Here is a 17,801-nt window from a genome sequence, read left to right as displayed (position 1 = left end):
CTCGACGAGATGTTGCCTAAAGCTGGACGACGAGGTGTTGGCCCGAGCGATATTGGCCAGCCGCTTTCCTGCTTCAGCGCGGGGCGCGCCAACCTGATTTCCGCGCCACTTGTTCATCCTTGGGGTCGAGCGCGGGACCAATGGCCATATCCTGCGCCTGTTGCATGATCGTCGCCACGCTCCCCGCCTGCCGGTATTCGTTGGCTTCGTGCGAGGCGGCGCCTACGCTTTCGATCTTCCATCCGCGGTCATCATGACACGCAATTCCGCTGGCGCCGGGGGAGCTGTAGGCCCGGCAGAATCGGCCATCGCGCGATTGGAAGCTCAGCAGCACCCGCTGGGAAGCGCCAGCATCCTGTTCCGCCACCAACTGCCGGTCGAGCATTCCGGCAAGTTGGGGCTGCGCATACCCTTCGGGAAGCGCAGCGGGCCTCAGCAGAACCACCAGAGCGGTCGATGCGGCCAGCGCCGGGGCGGCCACCCACGTCCAGCGGCGCTTGCGTATGGCCCGGACGCTGGCCAGATCGACGACGGTATCGTCCTTCGGGTGCAAGAGACGAAGGTGCGCTGCGCTGACCTCTTCTTCCAGCACCGGCGCGAAGTGGGCGGACAGACGGGCGCGCAAGGCCCGATGCGCTGCGACTTGCGCCTGAAGCGCGGGGGACTGCGCAACCGCATCTTCGACCTGCGCAGCTTGCTCGCCTTCGAGCTGCCCGTCGGCAAAGGCGGCGATCTGTTCGGGTGTTGGCGTCATGCCGCTTCTCCCAATCGGGCGAGCAGCGCATCGCGCCCGCGCACCAGCCGCGAATTCAGCGTGCCCACCGGGCACCCCACGATTTCCGCCGCTTCCTTGTAGGAATAGCCTTCGACCATGACGAGGATCACCGCTTCGCGCTGTTCGTCGGGCAGGGTGGCCAGAGCGCGATCGACATCGCCCAGCATCACGCCGGCCTCCTGCCCGCCATCGCTGCCGATGTCACTGCCGAGTTCCTCGGCGATGAAGGTCTGGCCTCGCCGGGTTCTGGCCCGCACTTCGTCTATCCACATATTCCGCATCATCCGGTAGATCCAGCTGTCGAGCCGGGTGCCGTCCTGCCATCGTGTGCGATTGCGCAAGGCCCGCTCGATCGTCGCCTGGCACAAGTCGTCCGCTTCCGAGCGATCGCGCGACAGGCCTGCCGCAAAGCGCCTGAGGCGCGGCAGCAGATCGAGCAGGGCACTGGCAAACGGGTCTGACAGGGGCATCGGCCTTTCTGCTGGATGCAACGGATGGGGTCGTCCGTTTCATCCATGGGCAATACGATTTATGAGAACAGCCACCAATGCACAAACGCTTGATCCCTGTCGGAGCGCTACTTGCGCTGGTTTGCCCCCCGCTCGCGGCGCAAGTCGCCGTGCCGGGGCTGCGTGACACCGTGGGAACGGTGGCCCGACTGGCCACCGATGCAATCGATCCCGCGATCGATACAGTGGCTGATCTGCCCGATCGCGCACAGAGCCTTGCCCAGCGGCGGATCGAGCGGCTTAGCCGTCTCGTCCGGCAGCAGCGGGCGTTGGTGGACATGGACCGCGACGGCCAGCCCGCTCGCAAGGGGGTGCTGCTGATCTCCGATCCGCCCGCCGACCTAGCGCAACGCCTCGAAGGCTCCGGCTTCCGCGAAATCGGGCGTGAACGACTGGCGGACATCGATGTGGAGGTCGTGCAGGTTGCGGTTCCGCCGGGCATGGGGCTGTCGCGCGCGCAGGATATGTTGCGCGATCGACTGCCGGGTGTCGAGGTGGGGGCGGACAACCTGCTGTTTCCCGGCGGCTCCGTCAGTACAGACAGGCGCGCCGGCGCGCGACCTGTCACCGCCTACGGAACAATCGCCGGCCCTGTTGGGGTGATCGATGGTGGGGCGGCGGGCGCAGTCGAGGCGCAACGCGGCTTTGCCACCGGCGCGCCGGTCGCAGGCAACCATGGCAGTGCCGTCGTATCACTGTTGCACGGCGCAGGCGTTCGGCGCGTGCTTGTCGCGGACGTCTATGGGTCCGATCCCGCAGGCGGAAATGCGCTGGCCATCGCGCGGGCGTTCGACTGGCTGGTGGGGCAGGGGGTGCGGGTCGTCAGCATCAGCCTGGTCGGGCCGGCCAATCCGCTGCTGGCGCGCGCTATTGCTGGCGCGCAGCGGCGCGGAACGACCATCGTGGCGCCGGTCGGCAACGATGGCCCTGCGGCGCCTCCCGCCTATCCGGCCTCGTTTCCGGGGGTCCTCGCCGTAACGGGCGTTGACGGGCGCAACCGCCCATTGATCGAGGCAGGCCGGGCGTTGCATCTCGATTATGCTGCACCCGCGGCGGATATGCGCGCGCTCGACATGCGGGGGCGCCGCGTTCCGGTGCGCGGCACATCTTTCGCCGTGCCTCTGGTGGCCGCACGCACCGCGGCGGCGGGACACGCCAACGTACGCGATGCGCTTGACCGGGAGGCGGTCGATCTTGGACCACGCGGCCCTGACGCCACCTATGGTCGAGGCCTGATTTGCGGCCCATGTCGGGGCTGATGAAAAAAATCGCGTGACAATGAATTAAGCGGGCGTCGGCATCCGTTTCCCCTGTCGAAGGACGCACAGGATGCGCCTCCCATGCGACGAAAGGAATTTGCGATGCGTACCATTCTTGCAGCCTCTGCGGCGATGCTGATCGTGGTGACTCCGGCTCATGCGCAACTGCTCGGCGGCGGTGGACTGGGGGGCGGTCTTGGCGGCAGCCTCGGTGGAAGCCTTGGCGGGACGCTGGGGGGCACGCTCAATGGTGGTACGCTCGGCTCGACCATGGATTCGGTGGACGGCGCCGCATCGGGCGCTGCGCGCGGATCGGGTTCGGCGAGCGCCCACAAGTCGGTCGATCGCAAGAGCGGCAAGGTCCACGCCGATGGCAACGCGGACGGTTCGCTCACCGGCGCGGCGACGGGCAATCTCGCCAGCGCCACCGGCCCGCTCACTGCGGCCACGGGTACCAATGGCAGCGGGAGCGCCGCGGGCCACGGCTCGGCGCAGGCCAACGGGCAGTTGATCGGGACCGATGCGCTTCACGCAGCGGCAGGGTCGGCGGCTAGTTCCGCGCGCGCAGCGGGCACTGGCGCAGGCAATGCGGCCTTCTCCGGCGCGCGAACGGCGACCGGATCGGTGGCCGGCAACGCCAGCGGCGCGGGTAGTACAGCCGGCTCCGCCATGGGCGGTGCGGCGGGCAACCTTGCCCTTGCCGGCAGCGTGGCCTCGTCGGCTGAAGGGGCGGTTTCGGTGAGCAAGGGCATGAGCGTCCTTTCGCCGGACGCCTCCACCCAGCTTGGCACCGTCCGCAAGGTCGTCACCGATGCGCGTGGCGAGGTGAAGGCGCTGGTGGTCAATGTGCAGGGCGAGACTGCAACGCTGCCCGCAGCCAACTTCACGGCGAGCGGCAATGCGTTAGTGTCCGCCATGGGGGCGAGCCAGATCAAGCAGGCTAGCAGCACCCCGTCGGCTCCGGCCAAGGCCCAGACCGCCAGCAAGTCGACCCGTGCCAACAAGGAAAACACGCGCCAGCAGTAATACGTCCATCAAACGGGCCGTGATTTTCCTTGCCGGAAATCACGGCCGCCTTTTTGTGGGCGTCGATGCAATCTGCCCCGCGGACATTGGTTCAATCCTTCCGCGCCAACCGGTAGATCGGCTCGGTGCCATAAGACTTGGCAAGGGCGATCCGGCCGACATAGTGGCAGGCGAAGCGATCCGGGGCCGCCATCGCCACCGCTGCGGCCATCGGTTCGGTGACCCAGACCTGTCCGGGGGGCGTGACCGGCTCGACACGGGCCGCGCGGCTGATCTGATTCCAGAAAACTGAATCGCTGGCGCCCGAGTTTTTCACCGTAATCTCCTCTGGCTGGAGTCGTGTTGCCTGACGTGACGTCAATCATACCGAGTTGACAGCGGCAGCTTTTTTGAGCCTCCATTCTTTGAGATGCCAACTGCGTTCGCGGCGACTTTTGCCCGCTCATACAATAAGCGGTGCAGCCGCGTGCCTTTTGCAACGGTCGGTCGGTTGGTCTGCTCGGCCACGCCTTGCCGGCGAGATGATTGCCAAGGCGGCGCGGCGGGTATCCTTGGGAATGCGACCAGGACGCGCTTTACGCTTCGCGAAACCGTCGCTGGTGCATTCAGAGAGGTTGGATTGGACCGCGCTTGCGGCTGCGTCACCGGGCAGGACTCGTGCCATCACATGGTTTGCAGGCGTGCGCGGCGTCGGCATCCGTCACTACCAGAGTGGTCGCAAGGTCTACGTCGTGCAGACCGGCATGAGGGGTGGACGCGCACCGTGACCATCGAGGCTGGGCAGGTGCTGACGTATCACAAGGCCATTACGGTTGGTCGCCGCGCCCTGGTCCATGCCCAGTTTGGACATGGCTCCACCGAGGTGCACCAGCCTGCAAGCACCGCGTCTCGTATCGACGACTTTACCGCCGAATTGCGAACGGCGCGCTCCCGATTGAGAGACTTCGACGCTGGAGGCAATGACGGGCTATCGGCGCTCGCACGTCGACGCTGCATTTCCAGACGCATGCGTCAATACATTGGACGAGCCTGAAACTGCCTATGGTTTGCCGCGCTGACCGGCAGGTTAGTTCCAGCGGCCGCCAACCGCTGCTTTGAGATTCTGCGTGCTGCGCTGAACAAGGCTGAGGCTTGGGGCTATCGACCCGACAACACAAATCCGTGCTGGTCCATCCGGCAAAGCAGGCGTGTGCATCGCAAGCGCTTCTTGTCGGACGATGAACTGGCGCGTTTGGCCTCGTCCTCATTCCCGCCGTGCTTGGCCTAGGCGGGCTTTTTGTTGCGCATATTCCGCAAGGCTGGTCCCACAAGGGGCAGCGCGTGGCTGGACTGGCGCTGAGCGTTGCGCTGATGGTCCTCGCCCGCAGCGGATATAGGCTTCATTATGCAGGTGACGAAGGAATCCGGACCTACGCCAGCGTGTCGCACTGGCTGGTTGGACTTGCGATGCCCGTCATATTTACCTGGCATTACGTGAGCGGCTTGAGGATGCGCCGCCGAGTCAGGACGAAGCCTTCAGCGCCGACAGCCGTTGACGGTGAGGTGATGGGCCCGCTGATCCAGACACCGTTTCTGTAATGGACAGACAACTGGACGCCTCCCAAAATTGAGAGCATCCAGCCGCCAAAAGCGCTCGCGTCCACAGCTATGGTGCGCTCGGCGGAACGTCGGCGCATGCCTTCCAAACGGTAAGAAATTATTCTTGGAACGCCTGCACGTCGCCCGGCTTGCGCAGCATTTTGTTGACCTCATCGAGGTGTAATTCCTCAAGCATGATCATCTCTCGCGCGTACTCTTCCAGCAGCACGGATCGGTCGCCCGATGCTTTGAGAAGCTCGTAGTAAAGGCCCAAAGTCATCCTCTCGTGCTCGAGGCTCTCGCGCAGGATGTCGCCTATGTCGTGCCGGGCGGTTTCCAGAAGCGGGCCGATCTGCAGTGACGGGTGCCCGCCCAACAGCGTCACCAGTTCGCCGGCCTTTCGTGCATGCGCCAGGCCTTCCGCAGCGTTGCCTTCCAGCCACGAGACGATCGGGATGCGGTTATATCCGTACACCATCAACGAATAGTGGGTGTAGCGGACGACGCCGGCCAACTCGGCCTCCATGATCCGGTTCAGAACTCCAATGGCGGACTTCTTGTCGTCTTCGGTCATGACAGTCTCTCCTGCATTTGCCGAGGCAATGCCATACTCGCATCACGGCCCTGGCGATGGCAACCGCAATGGCAATTTTACGCAATTTTTCCGACGAACGCCATCGTCTTCCAGAGTGCCATGAAGTGTCGGGCTGAACTGGAAGTGCCCGCCACGATCAAAACTTGCGACTGGTTGGTTCGCGAAGTCGTGCATGGCGGGCACTGGCTGCGGCATGTGTATCAGGTCTAGGAGCGGGTGCCAGTCCCGAGCCGTGTCACAGTTCGAAGCGCACCGTTCCCATGACCGTACGCGGCGCGCCGGGCAGGTTGAGGTTGGGCGACGTGCCGTGTCCCGACACGATGTAGCGGCGGTCGAACAAATTGTAGGCGTTGACTTGCAGCCGCGCATTGCCGAGCCTGACCCAGGCCAGCGCATCGACGGTGACATAAGCCGGCAAAGTCACTGTGTTGCCGGGGTTCGCAAACCTGTCACCCACGTAGTTGCCGCCAAGGCCGAGCCCGTAGCGATCCTCGAACGTCTTGGTGACGAACAGGTTGGCGCTGTGCCGCGGAGTGATCGTGGCGCGCTTGCCCTGGACCGGCTGGCCGTCGTCGATGGCGATCGAGCGGATCACCCTGGCATCGAGATACGAATATCCCGCCACCGCCCGCCAGCCGGACGCCAGGTCGAGATTGGCTGACAATTCGACGCCGCGCGTGCGCTGGGTTCCGATCGGGATCAGCGTTGTGGTCCCCGGCACCGCCGACTTGATCCCGGTGCGCTCCAGCTCGAATAAGGAAACCGTCGTGTTCAGCCTTCCGCCGAGGAAAGTGTACTTGGCGCCGACTTCCTTGTTCGACGTCCGTTCGGGCTCGATCCCGGCATTGTTGACGGCCAGCGCGAAGCCTTCGCCGGAGGGCTGGAAGGAGCGGCTCCACGAGGCATAGTAGCTCTGCGTCGCATCGGGCTGGAAGACCAGGCCCGCGCGCGGGCTCCATTCGCTATCCTTGCGCGCAAGGTTGGGTAGCGCAAGATGCTGGATCGTGCGCTGTTCGAACCAGTCATGGCGAATACCCACCAGGGCCTTGATGCCCGAGCCAAAGTCGATCAGATCCTGCGCATAAAGCCCTTCGTTCCGGAAACGGCCTTCGTTGTCGGTCGCAGGATTGCCGCCAAGATCCACCGGCACGACAGGCAGTACCGGCGCGAACAGGTCGACCGTCGCAAAACCATTGCGCGAATAGAGCAATTGCCGCTTGGTCTGGCGGCCGATCTCGAAACCGTAAAGCACCGTGTGGCGAATGCCACTGGTGGCGAAGATGTGGGTCAGTTCGAGCTGGTTTGACCAGCCATCTTCGTTGCGGAAGAAGTTGGAACGGTTGAGCGAGGCCAGCGGGCGGGGCCGGGTATCGCTGACCGGGAGCACCGCGCCAGTCAGGGTGTTGCGGCGATCGAGGTCATAGTTGTAGCGGCGAAAGCCGTTGCGCAGGGTCAGGTCGTCCGAGAAATGATGGACGATGCTGATCGCCTGGGAGGAAACCTTTGACCGGCTGGTGTCGGCATCGCGGGCGTTCGCCGCTCCATAGTAGGTTCCCGGTGCCACATCCACCGGTCGGCCTTGGTAGGCGGGAATACCGAAATCAGTGATGCGCTTGTCGCGCAGATAATCGGCCTGGAATAAAATTTCGGTTTGCGGGCCGGGACGCAGCAGCAGTGACGGCGCAATCCCTTCGCGGTCGAGGAACTGGTACTGCCGGAAGCTGCCGCTGCGCTCGAGCGCGCCGGTAAGCCGCAAGGCGACCTTTCCGTCATCGAAGACCTGGCCGAAATCGAACTCGCCGCGCTTGGTTTCCCAAGAGCCTGCGGTGAGCGTCAGCGCCGAAACGTTCTCGCCCGGCTTGCGGGTGACCCGGTTGATAAGGCCGCCTGACGAACCTCGCCCATAGAGTACAGCCGCCGGCCCCTTGATCACCTCGATCCGCTCGACGTTGGAAAGGTCGCGGAAGTAGAGCGCGTCATCGCGGAATCCGTCAACGAATTGGTCGGAAATCGCGCTGAAGCCGCGGATTGTCACCTGGTCGCGCTGGCCATCGCCGTGGCTGAGGCCAACACCCGGCACGTTCTTCAGCGCATCCTGGATCGACAACGCGCGCTGATCCCGCAATATCTCCTCCGGCACGACATCTACTGTCTGCGGAATGTCACGGAGTTCGGCCGGGATTTTGATCGCTGCCGTGGCGGCTGGCGCATAACCTGCCTCGCGCGCGCCGGTGACCACAATGCCGCGGCCACGTCCCTCGCTATCAGCGGCACTGCTTTCGGCTTCGTTCGCGTGAGCGCCCGCGCTCAAAGCGCAAGCCAAGGCAATGGCGGCGGTGGAAGATGGCATTCTGATGTGCATGACGGTCCCTCCTGATATCAGGGCCATTAACGAGAATGCGAGTGACTCGCAATAGCGTTTTATTTTTCCTGGAATGGGTTAAAATGGGTCATCTGGGAGGAACAATGCATGGCGTCGACAGCATTTCGAGAAGGCGGTAAGGCAAAGGTCATTTTGAGCCGCGTGCACCTGTGGCTGGGTCTCACCCTCGGCTTGTTGTGGGCGCTGCAAGGGTTCACCGGCGCGATCCTGGTGTTTCATCGCGAACTGGACCGAAGCGCCTTACCGTCTCCTCAGCGCTCCAAGCCACTTTCGCTGGACGTACTGCTTGGGACCGCGCGCTTGCCAGTTGCGATGCGTGCCGACAGCATCGGACGTGTTGATCAGGACCCGTCGATATTCATTATCAATTATACCGACCTTGACGGACGCAAGCGGGGCCATCTCATCGACACCGCGACAGGGGCCAAGCTTGGTGAACGTGACTGGCGACCGCCTTCTCCATTTGAAGGCAGTGCGACGCGGTGGCTTTATGATTTGCACCATCGCTTGTTGCTGGGTGAAATGGGCGGACTCTTGCTTGGTGCATCCGGCCTGTTTCTGCTGGCCAGCGCATTGAGTGGCCTGTGGCTGGCATGGCCGCGCCGCAACGCCTGGCGCGCCATCCTCGGCATCCGTCGGTGGCATTCGCGTGCCCAGCGCCTTTTTGGCTGGCATCGACTGACCGGGCTATGCGCCGCTGCGGCCCTTGTGCTCCTCGCAATTACGGGGGCGACGATGGACTTCGGCAAACAGTTGCGCAGTTTCAGCGAGAGCCATTTGCCATATCGGTCTCCCTTTGCTCTGCAGTCTGGTCCACCGCAGCAACGTATTGTAACTGCCGATCAAGCACTGGCGGCCGCTCAGGCCACGCTTCCGCGCGCCGCCTTCGTCTCGCTCACCCTGCCGAGCCCTGCACTGCCCGCATATCAAGTCAGGCTTCGTCAGCCTGGGGAATGGCGGATCTGGTCAGGCACGAGCATGGTCACAGTCGATCCGGTGGATGGCCGGGTACTGGACGTTTACGATGCCGAAAAGGCACCGCTGACCAATCGCCTGCTTGAGAGCGCCTTTGCCTTCCACAGCGGTGAGGCAGCCGGGTTGGCGGGGCGGATTGCCGTACTCCTTGCCGGATTGGCGCTACCCGTGATGTACACGACCGGAGTATGGATTTGGTTTCGCAGGCATCGGCGCAGGCGAGTACAGGGGGGCGGGCCAATTATTCCAAGATAATGCGCGTGGGCGGTCCGTCCAATCCTATTGACCCGCAGAAAACCATTTGCTTACCGCTGTTTTAGCTTAGCCAGCAGCCGCCTTCATTTCGCATCATGTTTCCGTTCCTCCAGTCGATGTTCGCGCGGGTGCTCGAGACCCGGACGGTGGTGAAGCCGTTCCTGCTGTCAAGGCGTCATCCAATATTGGTGGGTTTTAGCGCGCCGTGCGTTTAGCCAGTCATGCGCGTCGTCGTGCTGATCATCAGGGCCATCATCAAGATCACCGTTCGCATCGTGCCTGCCTTGATATCACTGCAAGCTCGGTCGTCCTCGTGGTCGGAACGGTTCACCAATTGGGATTCTGATGCCTGACAAAGCAGTGTAGATGTGGTATCGTTTGTTATTACGAGCGGGATGGACGGTGCTTCTCACCATGGAGGTGCAGGATGGCATACTGGAATCTCAAGGGCCGCGAACTGGTGAACTGCAACTGCGATTTCGGCTGCAACTGCCAGTTCGGTGGGTTGCCCGACAAGGGGCATTGCCAGGCGGTATTCGGGATGGCGATAGATGTCGGCAGGCACGGTGACACCGATCTTTCGGGGCTGAACATCGCAGCTGTGTTCCGCTGGCCGGGGCCAATTCACGAAGGGCACGGGGAATGTGCCGCATTCGTCGATGAACGGGCCAGCGCCCAACAGCGCAACGCTTTGCTGACCATCATGACTGGAGGCGACACGGACCCCTTTGCGACGGTTTTCGCAGTGTTCGCATCGACAATCGAGACGATGCACGAACCTCGTTTCCAGCCGATCGCCTTCGACGTGGACGTAGAAGCGCGCCGCGGTCGTCTACGCATTGCCGATCACGTGGAAATGCGCGGCGAACCGATCCGCAGCCCGGTGGATGGCAAGGAAATCCGTGCGCAGATACGGCTGCCGGAAGGCTTTGAGTACGAGGTGGCGGAAGTGGGATCTGGCACCAGTCGGTCGTTCGCCCCGATGAAGCTGGACCATGCGCAAAGCTATGGGCAGTTTGCCAATATTCATCTCGACAGCCATGGTGTTGTCCGGTCCTGATCCGCAACGGTGGCGTCGTGCGCTAGCCCGGCCCGCGCGGGTAAGTGCGGCCCTGCTGGTCCTGCTTTGCGTCATGGTATGGGTTTGGGTGCTGTCGGGGGCCGGAACCGGCATGGCGATTTCCGGCAGTCTGTGGCCGCGCGATGCCACCCCGTCTGCAATGGATGCGATGCGAATGGACGTGGCGCCGCTGCGCTGCGTAATCCTGTTTGCGATGTGGTGGGTGATGATGGCTGCGATGATGCTTCCAGCGGCCACGCCCACCATCCTTTTGTTTGATCGCGTGGCGACGCATGCCCCCGGTCGCGGAAAGAACGAATGGCCGGAAACCGGCCTTTTCCTTGTGGGTTACCTGCTGTTGTGGGGCGCTTTTTCTCTGGCAATTGCCGTGTTGCAATCCTTCCTCGCGCGGAAAGGCTTGATCGAACCAGGGACAATGGCGCTGACCAGTTCCCGGACGGCCGGAAGCCTTCTTTTCTGTGCCGGTATCTACCAGCTTTCGCCAGCGAAGAACGCATGCCTTCGCCGGTGCCGCAATCCGGCCGAATTCTTGAGCCGGTACTACCGTCCCAGGCGCATGGGGGCGTTGCGGATGGGGATGATGCACGGCGCTATCTGCGTGGGCTGTTGCTGGTTGCTGATGGCGCTACTGTTCGTGGGCGGGGTCATGAATGTATTGTGGATCGCCCTTTTGAGCGTGCTTGTCGCTTTTGAAAGAGTGAGCCGGTTTGGAAACAGCATCGCCGTTTTCGTTGGCGTTTGCATGATAGGGCTGTCGGTATTGGTCTGGGCGGGGGCTATTTCATCCTGAGATTCAGTCCCGCAGCCACGAACTGGACCTCTCCCACCGCGGCTGCAACCACCTGGTTGACTCTGCCGGCTTCGTCGCGAAACCGGCGCGCGAGGGCGTTTTCGGGGACGATGCCAAGGCCGACTTCGTTGCTGACGAGAACGACGTTACCTCTGGCACAGGCGATCGCCTTCGTCAGGTCGGTGGTGGCCGCCGGGATGTCGCGATCGGACAGCAGCAGGTTGGTGACCCACAAGGTCAGGCAGTCGACCAGCACCACCGCGTCTGGCGCATTGTGCGCGCGAATTGCCTCTGCCAGCGCAAGCGGCGCTTCCACGGTTGACCAGGCGGGGCCGCGATCCTGCTGGTGCAGGCGTATGCGGTCGCGCATTTCGTCGTCCCACGCCTGAGCGGTGGCAATGTAAACCGGCGAAAGGCCGGTGGCTTCGGCACGGTGCTGCGCATAGCGGCTCTTGCCCGAACGGGCGCCGCCCAGAACGAACAGGCTAGGCATCGCCATCTCCCTGCGCGAGCGCCAGCAGGGCCTCGACGTCGAGGTGGGTTTCGAGATCGTCGGCAATCGAATCGAGCGCGGCGTCCACCGCGGCGGCGTGGTCGACACCATCGGACTGGACGCCGAGCGCGGCGAGCAGTGCCGTGCGCAAGGGCGTGCTGGCCAGCGCACGGTGGACATAGCTGCCCATGACCTGTCCATTGGGGCTGATGGCGCCATCTGGGCGGTTGCCGTCGAGCACGGCGAAGGGACGCTGGCATCCCGCACCGATAGTTTCGCCCATGTGCATCTCGAAGCCTTCGAACGGCTGGTCCAACGCCGTCCCCCGCACGCGCCGCAACGCCTTGTGCGGGGTAAGCACGGTTTCGACATCGAGCAGGCCCAGCCCGTCGATTTCCGCTAGCGGGCCTTCGATGCCATGCGGATCGCGGATGCGGCGACCCAGCATCTGATAGCCGCCGCAGATGCCGAGTACGCGTCCCCCGCGCCGGTGATGGGCGAGGATGTCGATGTCCCATCCCTGTTCGCGCAGTGCGACCATGTCCGCGATGGTCGCCTTCGAGCCTGGCAGCACGATCAGCGCGCAATCGGCGGGGATGGGATGGCCGGGCGGTACCATGACGACCGTGACCCCGCTTTCGGCCTTCAGGGGATCGAGATCGTCGAAATTGGCGATGCGCGGCAGGATCGGGCAGGCAATCTTCAGCGTGCCCATGCCATCGCGCGTATGGCGTTCGAGCACGACGGCATCTTCGCTGGGCAGGCGCGCGCTGGCGGCGAGCCACGGAACCACGCCATAGCCGCGCCAGCCCGAAAGTTCCTCGATCTGGCGATAGCCGTCCGTGAACAGCGCGGGATCGCCCCGAAACTTGTTGATGATGAAGCCCCGGATCATCGCTGCATCGGCAGGATCGATCACGGTGCGGGTGCCGACCACCGCCGCGATCACCCCGCCACGGTCGATATCGCCCACCAGCACCACCGGCACGCCTGCCGCGCGCGCAAAGCCCATGTTGGCGATATCGCCTGCGCGCAGGTTGATCTCGGCCGGGGATCCTGCGCCTTCGACGACCACAAGATCGCATTGCGAGCGCAGGCGTTGCCAGCTTTCCAGCACATCGGGCAGGAGCGCGGCGCGCGCGGTGCGGAAATTCCCGCCGCCCATCGTTCCGCGCACTCGCCCATGCACCACGAGTTGCGAGGTGTGGTCTGCCTGCGGCTTGAGCAGGACGGGATTCATGTCCGTATGCGGCTCAACCCGGCAGGCCATGGCCTGCAAGGCCTGCGCTCGCCCGATCTCTCCGCCGTCGACCGTGACGGCAGCATTGTTCGACATGTTCTGCGGCTTGAACGGGCGCACGGAAAGACCGCGATTGGCAAACGCGCGGCACAGCCCGGCGACCAGCACCGATTTGCCGACATCGGACCCGGTACCTTGCAGCATCAGTGCGCCCATCACCATCCTCTCCATGCAAACGCGGTAGCCGTTACGCCCAGCAGGAGGCAGGCGCGAACGTAGATTACGAGCGCGCGGCGGATATCCGCCGCCGTCGCGTCGGGCGGGCCTTCGCCGATCCACGGCTTCGCATGGGCCACTCCATCGTAGACGACCGGTCCAGCCAGCCGCACGTGCAGGGCGCCGGCCATGGCCGCTTCGGTCCAGCCAGCGTTGGGCGAGGAATGACGGCCATGATCGCGCCACATCGTCGACCATCCGCCGCGTCCTGCAAGGCAGAGGATCACGGCGCCGATCCGCGCGGGCAACAGGTTCGCCAGGTCGTCGGTGCGTGCGGCGGCCCAACCGAAGGCGCGCCAGCGCTCCTCGCGATGGCCAATCAGGCTGTCGGCGGTGTTGATCGCCTTGTAGGCCCAAATCCCCGGCACGCCGCCCGCGACCAGCCAGAACAGCGGTGCGGCAATCCCGTCGCAAAAGCTTTCGGCAAGGCTTTCGATCGCGGCCCGCGCCACGCCCGCTGCATCGAGTTCGGCGGTATCACGCCCGACGATCATGGCAACGGCCCGGCGGGCCGCGAGAAGGTCGCCTGCCTCAAGGGCCACGACCACCGGGCGGACATGATCGAACAAGCTGCGCTGCGCCAGCGCGGGCCAGGCGAGCACGGCCTCGGCGATCCATGCAAACGACCCGAAAATCTTGAGCAAAAGCGCCTGTACCGCGAGCGCCATCCCGACCGGAATGGCGATGAGGATCACCACCGTCAGCACCCCGAGCAATCGCCGTAGCGGCGGGGGCAACGCCGAGCGGTTCCAGACGCGCTCGCAACTCTGGATGATCCGGGCAAAACCGCCGACCGGGTGACCCAGCCGTCGATAGAGCCGATCAGGCCAGCCAATCGCCGCATCGAGGGCAAGGGCAAGAAGAACGACAGCTTCAGCCATCAGGCAGGGCGGAGATGAAGCGGGCAAGTCCCTCTTCGCTGCCCGGCAGCCCCACCCGCAACCACTGGGGTTGGTGGGCAAAGGGGCGGGTGAGAATGGCCCGCCGGGCCAGATGGTCGAACAGGGCCGCGCCATCGGCACATTCGATCAGGCGGAACAGCGGGCAGGCGCCGATCACGCGATAGCCGCGCCTATGCAGTGCTGCGTCCAGTCGCGCTGCATCGGCCTCCAGCCTGCGGCGCATCATGGCCGTCCACGCATGATCGCCGTAAGCAGCCGTGCCGATCGCGATGGCGGCGGCGGAGACGGGCCAGGCTCCCAGCCGCCTGCGCAGGTCGTCGATGATCTGGCGCGGCCCGATCACGAAGCCGAGCCGCACGCCGGCCAGCCCGAAGAACTTGCCGAACGAGCGGAAGACGATCAGGCGCCGCTCGTCGCTGACCCGGTCGGCGACGGTGTGGTTGGGGTGGCAATCGGCAAAGGCTTCATCCAGCACGAGCCAGCCGCTTGCGCCGCGCCGTGCCAGCAGATCGTCGATTTGGTCACGGCTGAGCAGACGCCCATCGGGGTTGTTCGGGTTGGCGAGGATCAGCGTTGCGCCGTCTGCCTGATCGAGCGTGTCGATAGCGATGGGCCAGCTGCCTGCCACCATCTCGGTATGCGTGCGATAGGTGGGGGTGACGTGGCAGGCGCGGCCATTAAGCAGTTCGCCTGCAAGGCGCAGGCCCACTTCGGTTCCCGGGACGGCGCAGACGCTGCCTGCATCGCAGCCGAAGTGGGCGGCCGCCGCGCGTTCCAGCGCCGCCACGTCGTCTTCGCCCGGCAGCGCGCGCCAATCGACGGGCACGGCGTTGGCGTGCGGCCAGGCGTGCGGGTTGATGCCGGTGGAAAGGTCCAGCCAATCCTCCCCACCGAAGTGCTGCCGGGCCGCATCGATGCCGCCGCCATGCCATGTCCAACGGGGTGATGTCACAGCGCTGCCTCCACGCAAAGGCCCAGCAACAGCGCGGTTTCGATCAGTTCGATTCCCGCGCCATGGCCGTCCCCGGAAATGCCGCCGATACGCCGGGCGATCCAGCGGCCCCACTGTACGATGACAGGAACGGTGGCCAGCAGGGCCGGGTGGAACCACGCGGTTGCCAGCAACGCGAGCGTCCAGAAGGCAAGGTCTGCCGGGCGGATGGCCCCAGCAAAGCGTGCCCCAAGCCCCTGATGCAACGGAGCGATCCAGCGGGTCCAGAACAACGGGGCGATGCGTGCGGCGAAAGGCACCAGCACGACCGCAGCGATCTGGCGTTGGTCGATCAGCGCGTGCAGCAGCACCAGCTTGGCCAGCAATTGCAGCGTGATGGCGGTCACGCCGAAGCTGCCCACATGGGGATCGGCCAGCACGGCACGGAGCCGCTCGCGATCCTTGTGCGCGGCACCGCTGGCATCGGCCATGTCGCCCAGCCCGTCCAGGTGCAGCGCGCCTGTGACCAGCACCCATGCCGCAAGCGCGGCCAGCGCGCCGGTCCAGCTGTCGACATGCGCCCCGGCCCATCCCGCCGCGGCAACAATCCCGCCGACGATCAACCCGACCACCGGGAACCACCGCATCGATGCGCCGAACGCGTCGTTCGAGACAGACACTGACGGCGCGGGCAGGCGGGTAAGGAACTGCACCGCGATGCAAAGGCCCTTCATGGCCACAGCCCCACGATCTGCGCAGTGCGCGGCGTGCCCGGCCACAGGCGCAGGCTGACGACGCAGGTATAGGGCAGGTCGAATGCCCAGAGATGGCGCTGCTCGAAGCCGAACAGGCAAGCCAGCGCCGCGCGGATAGCGCCGCCGTGCGTGACGACCAGCGTATCGCCCGCGATACTGCCGAGCGCGGCATCGACGCGGGCGACCAGCGAGGACCAGCGTTCGCCGCCCGGTGGCGGATCGGCTTCGGGATCGTTCCAGAATCTGGCGAGCGCTGTGCTGTCCACGTGCGCCGGGTTCAGCCCGTCCCAGGCCCCGAAATGCAGCTCGCGCCAGCGTGGATCGCGCGTGACCGGCAAGCCGCGCGAACCGGCGATCCCGTCCGCCGTTACCGCGCAGCGTTGCAGGTCGGACGCGATCACGGTGCCGAAGGAGAGGTCGGCGACTTGCTGCACGCAGGCCGCAATACCGGCCGGGGTGCTGGGCATATCGGTACGGCCCAGCAGGAGTCCGGGCGTTTCAGGGGCGCCATGCCGCATCAGGTGGAGGTGAAACGCGCTCACAGGCTGTCGGCCACGCCCGCTTCGGCAAAGGTGGCCATCTGCGCGTGCGTGGCAAGCGCTGCGCGGATCACCGACACGGCGAGCGCTGCGCCGCTGCCTTCGCCGAGCCGCATCCCAAGGCTCAGCAAGGGAGACAGGCCAAGGTGGCGAAGCAGGCGGACATGGCCGGGTTCGGCCGAGCAATGCCCGGCAAGGCAATGATCGGTGATCGCCGGAACCTTGGCGGCCAGCGGCGCAATCGCCGCACAGGTGATGAAGCCATCAAGCACCACGGGGATGCGCAACTGGCGCGCCTTCAGCACCGCACCTGCAATGGCCGCGATCTCCCGCCCGCCAAGCCTGCGCAGCGTTTCGAACGGCGAGGCAGGCGCGGAATCATGCAGGGCAAGCGCCTGTCCGATCACGGCAACCTTTCGGGCAATGCCGGCACTGTCGACACCCGTGCCGGGGCCGACCCATTCGGCCACGCTGCCGCCAAAGCTGCGGGCGGAAAGCGCCGCGGCGGCCGTGGTATTGCCGATGCCCATTTCCCCCATGGTGACGATATGGAGATCGGGCGTCACGACGCTCGCCCCCGCCGACAGTGCGGCAAGGCATTCGTCCTCGTCCATCGCGGGGGCAGTGGTGAAATCGGCGGTGGGGCGATCAAGGTCGAGCGCGACGATCCTGAGATCCAGCCCGGCTGCGCCAGCCAGCGCGTTGATCGCCGCGCCGCCCGCCTCGAAATTGGCGACCATGGCCGCAGTCACGCTGGCGGGAAAGGCGCTGACGCCGTGGGCCACGAAGCCATGATTGCCGGCAAAGATCGCGGTGCGACCACGTTCGATCACCGGGCGGGCCGTGCCCTGCCAGCCGGCCATGAACACGGCGATGTCTTCCAGCCGCCCCAGCGATCCCGGTGGCTTGGTCAACTGGCCCTGCCGGGCGCGGGCGGCCGCAATGGCGTTCGCATCTGGGGAGGGCAGACTGGCCAGAGCGGCCTCGAATGCGGCGGGGGAGGCAAACCCGATCATTGCGCCACAAACCCTGCGGGCGGGGTGCGGCAGATGAAGTGGCCCTTCACGCCCTTTGGCCATTCCTTGAACGGCACGCGACCGTGTTCACTGGCCGCATGGAGCAGGGCATAGTCGAGCAGGGCAGTGGCGGCCTCCTCGTCCGGGGTGAAGCGGCCGAGCACATACCCGAGTTTGCCCGGAGCGCGGACGTGGACCGAGCAGAACTCGGTGCAGGAAAACAGGCACGGCATTTCCTGCACTGCGATGCCGGCATAGCGCGGATCGCCTTGCTGCACGGCGCGCAGTGCGGCGACCAGCAGGGCACCGCCGCGCTGACCGTCCACGCCGTTCTGGGCATCCTTGGAATGGCGGCAGGTGTTGCAGGCCACGATGGCCGGGCCATCATCGGCGGGGATCAGCATCGCATTGCGCTCCTTCGGG

Annotated in this window: 19 protein-coding genes; 6 read left to right on the top strand and 13 right to left on the bottom strand. The window is 65.0% G+C overall.

Features of this window, described 5'->3' with window-relative positions; genetic code table 11:
- Nucleotides 1–73: 73 nt before the first annotated feature.
- Together OLX02_RS17200 and OLX02_RS17195 are read right to left on the bottom strand one after the other, a co-directional pair.
- Nucleotides 74–754, bottom strand: coding sequence for a hypothetical protein (locus OLX02_RS17200; protein WP_193829190.1), 681 nt, complete (start codon nucleotides 752–754; stop codon nucleotides 74–76).
- A complete protein-coding gene (locus tag OLX02_RS17195) occupies nucleotides 751–1,245 on the bottom strand; it encodes an RNA polymerase sigma factor (protein ID WP_193829191.1) in 495 nt (164 codons plus the stop codon). Before OLX02_RS17195 ends, OLX02_RS17200 begins: the two co-directional genes overlap by 4 nt.
- A gap of 77 nt (nucleotides 1,246–1,322) precedes the next feature.
- On the opposite strand from OLX02_RS17195, the gene OLX02_RS17190 reads away from it, so the two are divergent.
- Both OLX02_RS17190 and OLX02_RS17185 read left to right on the top strand, forming a co-directional pair.
- The gene (locus OLX02_RS17190; RefSeq protein WP_193829192.1) at nucleotides 1,323–2,543 is read left to right on the top strand and encodes a S8 family serine peptidase; all 1,221 of its coding nucleotides are present in this window, start codon (nucleotides 1,323–1,325) and stop codon (nucleotides 2,541–2,543) included.
- 102 nt (nucleotides 2,544–2,645) lie between these two features.
- Nucleotides 2,646–3,569 (top strand): hypothetical protein, encoded by a 924-nt coding sequence (locus OLX02_RS17185; protein ID WP_193829193.1) that lies wholly within the window; start codon nucleotides 2,646–2,648, stop codon nucleotides 3,567–3,569.
- Between the two features lie 91 nt (nucleotides 3,570–3,660).
- Here the strand turns inward: OLX02_RS17185 and OLX02_RS17180 are convergent, their stop codons facing one another.
- On the bottom strand, nucleotides 3,661–3,885 hold the full coding sequence (locus tag OLX02_RS17180) for a hypothetical protein (protein WP_193829194.1): 225 nt from the start codon (nucleotides 3,883–3,885) through the stop codon (nucleotides 3,661–3,663).
- A 447-nt stretch (nucleotides 3,886–4,332) separates the two neighbouring features.
- On the opposite strand from OLX02_RS17180, the gene OLX02_RS17175 reads away from it, so the two are divergent.
- On the top strand, nucleotides 4,333–4,602 hold the full coding sequence (locus tag OLX02_RS17175; protein WP_193829195.1) for a hypothetical protein: 270 nt from the start codon (nucleotides 4,333–4,335) through the stop codon (nucleotides 4,600–4,602).
- A gap of 663 nt (nucleotides 4,603–5,265) precedes the next feature.
- Here the strand turns inward: OLX02_RS17175 and OLX02_RS17170 are convergent.
- Together OLX02_RS17170 and OLX02_RS17165 are read right to left on the bottom strand one after the other, a co-directional pair.
- Entirely contained in the window at nucleotides 5,266–5,721 is a 456-nt protein-coding gene (locus OLX02_RS17170; protein WP_193829196.1) for a ferritin-like domain-containing protein, read from the bottom strand.
- Nucleotides 5,722–5,977: 256 nt separating this feature from the next.
- Complete coding sequence (locus tag OLX02_RS17165) at nucleotides 5,978–8,104, bottom strand: TonB-dependent receptor (RefSeq protein WP_193829197.1); 2,127 nt, start codon at nucleotides 8,102–8,104, stop codon at nucleotides 5,978–5,980.
- A gap of 108 nt (nucleotides 8,105–8,212) precedes the next feature.
- On the opposite strand from OLX02_RS17165, the gene OLX02_RS17160 reads away from it, so the two are divergent.
- The 3 genes from OLX02_RS17160 to OLX02_RS17150 all read left to right on the top strand — a co-directional run bounded on the left by OLX02_RS17160 (nucleotide 8,213) and on the right by OLX02_RS17150 (nucleotide 11,226).
- Nucleotides 8,213–9,355, top strand: coding sequence for a PepSY-associated TM helix domain-containing protein (locus OLX02_RS17160; RefSeq protein ID WP_193829198.1), 1,143 nt, complete (start codon nucleotides 8,213–8,215; stop codon nucleotides 9,353–9,355).
- A 427-nt stretch (nucleotides 9,356–9,782) separates the two neighbouring features.
- Nucleotides 9,783–10,415, top strand: coding sequence for a DUF1326 domain-containing protein (locus OLX02_RS17155; protein ID WP_193829199.1), 633 nt, complete (start codon nucleotides 9,783–9,785; stop codon nucleotides 10,413–10,415).
- 112 nt (nucleotides 10,416–10,527) lie between these two features.
- The gene (locus tag OLX02_RS17150) at nucleotides 10,528–11,226 is read left to right on the top strand and encodes a DUF2182 domain-containing protein (protein WP_230487986.1); all 699 of its coding nucleotides are present in this window, start codon (nucleotides 10,528–10,530) and stop codon (nucleotides 11,224–11,226) included.
- On the opposite strand, the gene cobU is transcribed toward OLX02_RS17150, so the two are convergent.
- The 8 genes from cobU to OLX02_RS17110 are packed head-to-tail and all read right to left on the bottom strand — an operon-like array spanning nucleotide 11,213 to nucleotide 17,782.
- Nucleotides 11,213–11,719 (bottom strand): bifunctional adenosylcobinamide kinase/adenosylcobinamide-phosphate guanylyltransferase, encoded by a 507-nt coding sequence (gene cobU, locus OLX02_RS17145; RefSeq protein ID WP_264424787.1) that lies wholly within the window; start codon nucleotides 11,717–11,719, stop codon nucleotides 11,213–11,215. The genes OLX02_RS17150 and cobU overlap by 14 nt on opposite strands.
- A complete protein-coding gene (locus OLX02_RS17140) occupies nucleotides 11,712–13,175 on the bottom strand; it encodes a cobyric acid synthase (RefSeq protein ID WP_193829201.1) in 1,464 nt (487 codons plus the stop codon). Before OLX02_RS17140 ends, cobU begins: the two co-directional genes overlap by 8 nt.
- Nucleotides 13,175–14,116, bottom strand: coding sequence for an adenosylcobinamide-phosphate synthase CbiB (cbiB, locus tag OLX02_RS17135; protein ID WP_193829202.1), 942 nt, complete (start codon nucleotides 14,114–14,116; stop codon nucleotides 13,175–13,177). The genes OLX02_RS17140 and cbiB overlap by 1 nt, the downstream gene beginning before the upstream one ends.
- Nucleotides 14,109–15,089 (bottom strand): threonine-phosphate decarboxylase CobD, encoded by a 981-nt coding sequence (cobD, locus tag OLX02_RS17130; RefSeq protein WP_193829203.1) that lies wholly within the window; start codon nucleotides 15,087–15,089, stop codon nucleotides 14,109–14,111. The genes cbiB and cobD overlap by 8 nt, the downstream gene beginning before the upstream one ends.
- Entirely contained in the window at nucleotides 15,086–15,802 is a 717-nt protein-coding gene (gene cobS / locus OLX02_RS17125) for an adenosylcobinamide-GDP ribazoletransferase (RefSeq protein ID WP_193829204.1), read from the bottom strand. The genes cobD and cobS overlap by 4 nt, the downstream gene beginning before the upstream one ends.
- A complete protein-coding gene (locus tag OLX02_RS17120) occupies nucleotides 15,799–16,365 on the bottom strand; it encodes a histidine phosphatase family protein (protein ID WP_193829205.1) in 567 nt (188 codons plus the stop codon). The genes cobS and OLX02_RS17120 overlap by 4 nt, the downstream gene beginning before the upstream one ends.
- A complete protein-coding gene (gene cobT / locus OLX02_RS17115; protein ID WP_193829206.1) occupies nucleotides 16,362–17,378 on the bottom strand; it encodes a nicotinate-nucleotide--dimethylbenzimidazole phosphoribosyltransferase in 1,017 nt (338 codons plus the stop codon). The genes OLX02_RS17120 and cobT overlap by 4 nt, the downstream gene beginning before the upstream one ends.
- Nucleotides 17,375–17,782: a DUF1636 domain-containing protein gene (locus OLX02_RS17110; RefSeq protein WP_193829207.1), complete on the bottom strand. Its 408-nt coding sequence runs from the start codon at nucleotides 17,780–17,782 to the stop codon at nucleotides 17,375–17,377. Before OLX02_RS17110 ends, cobT begins: the two co-directional genes overlap by 4 nt.
- Between the last annotated feature and the right edge of the window lie 19 nt (nucleotides 17,783–17,801).

It is taken from the genome of Novosphingobium sp. KCTC 2891 (assembly GCF_025938155.1).
Classification (GTDB): Bacteria; Pseudomonadota; Alphaproteobacteria; order Sphingomonadales; family Sphingomonadaceae; genus Novosphingobium.
Note: the sequence above shows the minus strand (reverse complement) of the source record. Positions and strands in the feature narration are given on the sequence as shown.

Excerpts from the sequence above, each read along its gene's own strand:
- OLX02_RS17155 (WP_193829199.1), top strand. The coding sequence starts at position 9,783 with ATGGCATACTGGAATCTCAAGGGCCGCGAACTGGTGAACTGCAACTGC.
- OLX02_RS17170 (WP_193829196.1), bottom strand. The coding sequence starts at position 5,721 with ATGACCGAAGACGACAAGAAGTCCGCCATTGGAGTTCTGAACCGGATC.
- cobU (WP_264424787.1), bottom strand. The coding sequence starts at position 11,719 with ATGCCTAGCCTGTTCGTTCTGGGCGGCGCCCGTTCGGGCAAGAGCCGC.
- OLX02_RS17200 (WP_193829190.1), bottom strand. The coding sequence starts at position 754 with ATGACGCCAACACCCGAACAGATCGCCGCCTTTGCCGACGGGCAGCTC.
- OLX02_RS17150 (WP_230487986.1), top strand. The coding sequence starts at position 10,528 with ATGGCGATTTCCGGCAGTCTGTGGCCGCGCGATGCCACCCCGTCTGCA.
- OLX02_RS17160 (WP_193829198.1), top strand. The coding sequence starts at position 8,213 with ATGGCGTCGACAGCATTTCGAGAAGGCGGTAAGGCAAAGGTCATTTTG.
- OLX02_RS17190 (WP_193829192.1), top strand. The coding sequence starts at position 1,323 with ATGCACAAACGCTTGATCCCTGTCGGAGCGCTACTTGCGCTGGTTTGC.
- cobT (WP_193829206.1), bottom strand. The coding sequence starts at position 17,378 with ATGATCGGGTTTGCCTCCCCCGCCGCATTCGAGGCCGCTCTGGCCAGT.
- OLX02_RS17185 (WP_193829193.1), top strand. The coding sequence starts at position 2,646 with ATGCGTACCATTCTTGCAGCCTCTGCGGCGATGCTGATCGTGGTGACT.
- OLX02_RS17110 (WP_193829207.1), bottom strand. The coding sequence starts at position 17,782 with ATGCTGATCCCCGCCGATGATGGCCCGGCCATCGTGGCCTGCAACACC.
- OLX02_RS17195 (WP_193829191.1), bottom strand. The coding sequence starts at position 1,245 with ATGCCCCTGTCAGACCCGTTTGCCAGTGCCCTGCTCGATCTGCTGCCG.
- cobS (WP_193829204.1), bottom strand. The coding sequence starts at position 15,802 with ATGAAGGGCCTTTGCATCGCGGTGCAGTTCCTTACCCGCCTGCCCGCG.
- cbiB (WP_193829202.1), bottom strand. The coding sequence starts at position 14,116 with ATGGCTGAAGCTGTCGTTCTTCTTGCCCTTGCCCTCGATGCGGCGATT.
- OLX02_RS17165 (WP_193829197.1), bottom strand. The coding sequence starts at position 8,104 with ATGCACATCAGAATGCCATCTTCCACCGCCGCCATTGCCTTGGCTTGC.
- OLX02_RS17140 (WP_193829201.1), bottom strand. The coding sequence starts at position 13,175 with ATGGGCGCACTGATGCTGCAAGGTACCGGGTCCGATGTCGGCAAATCG.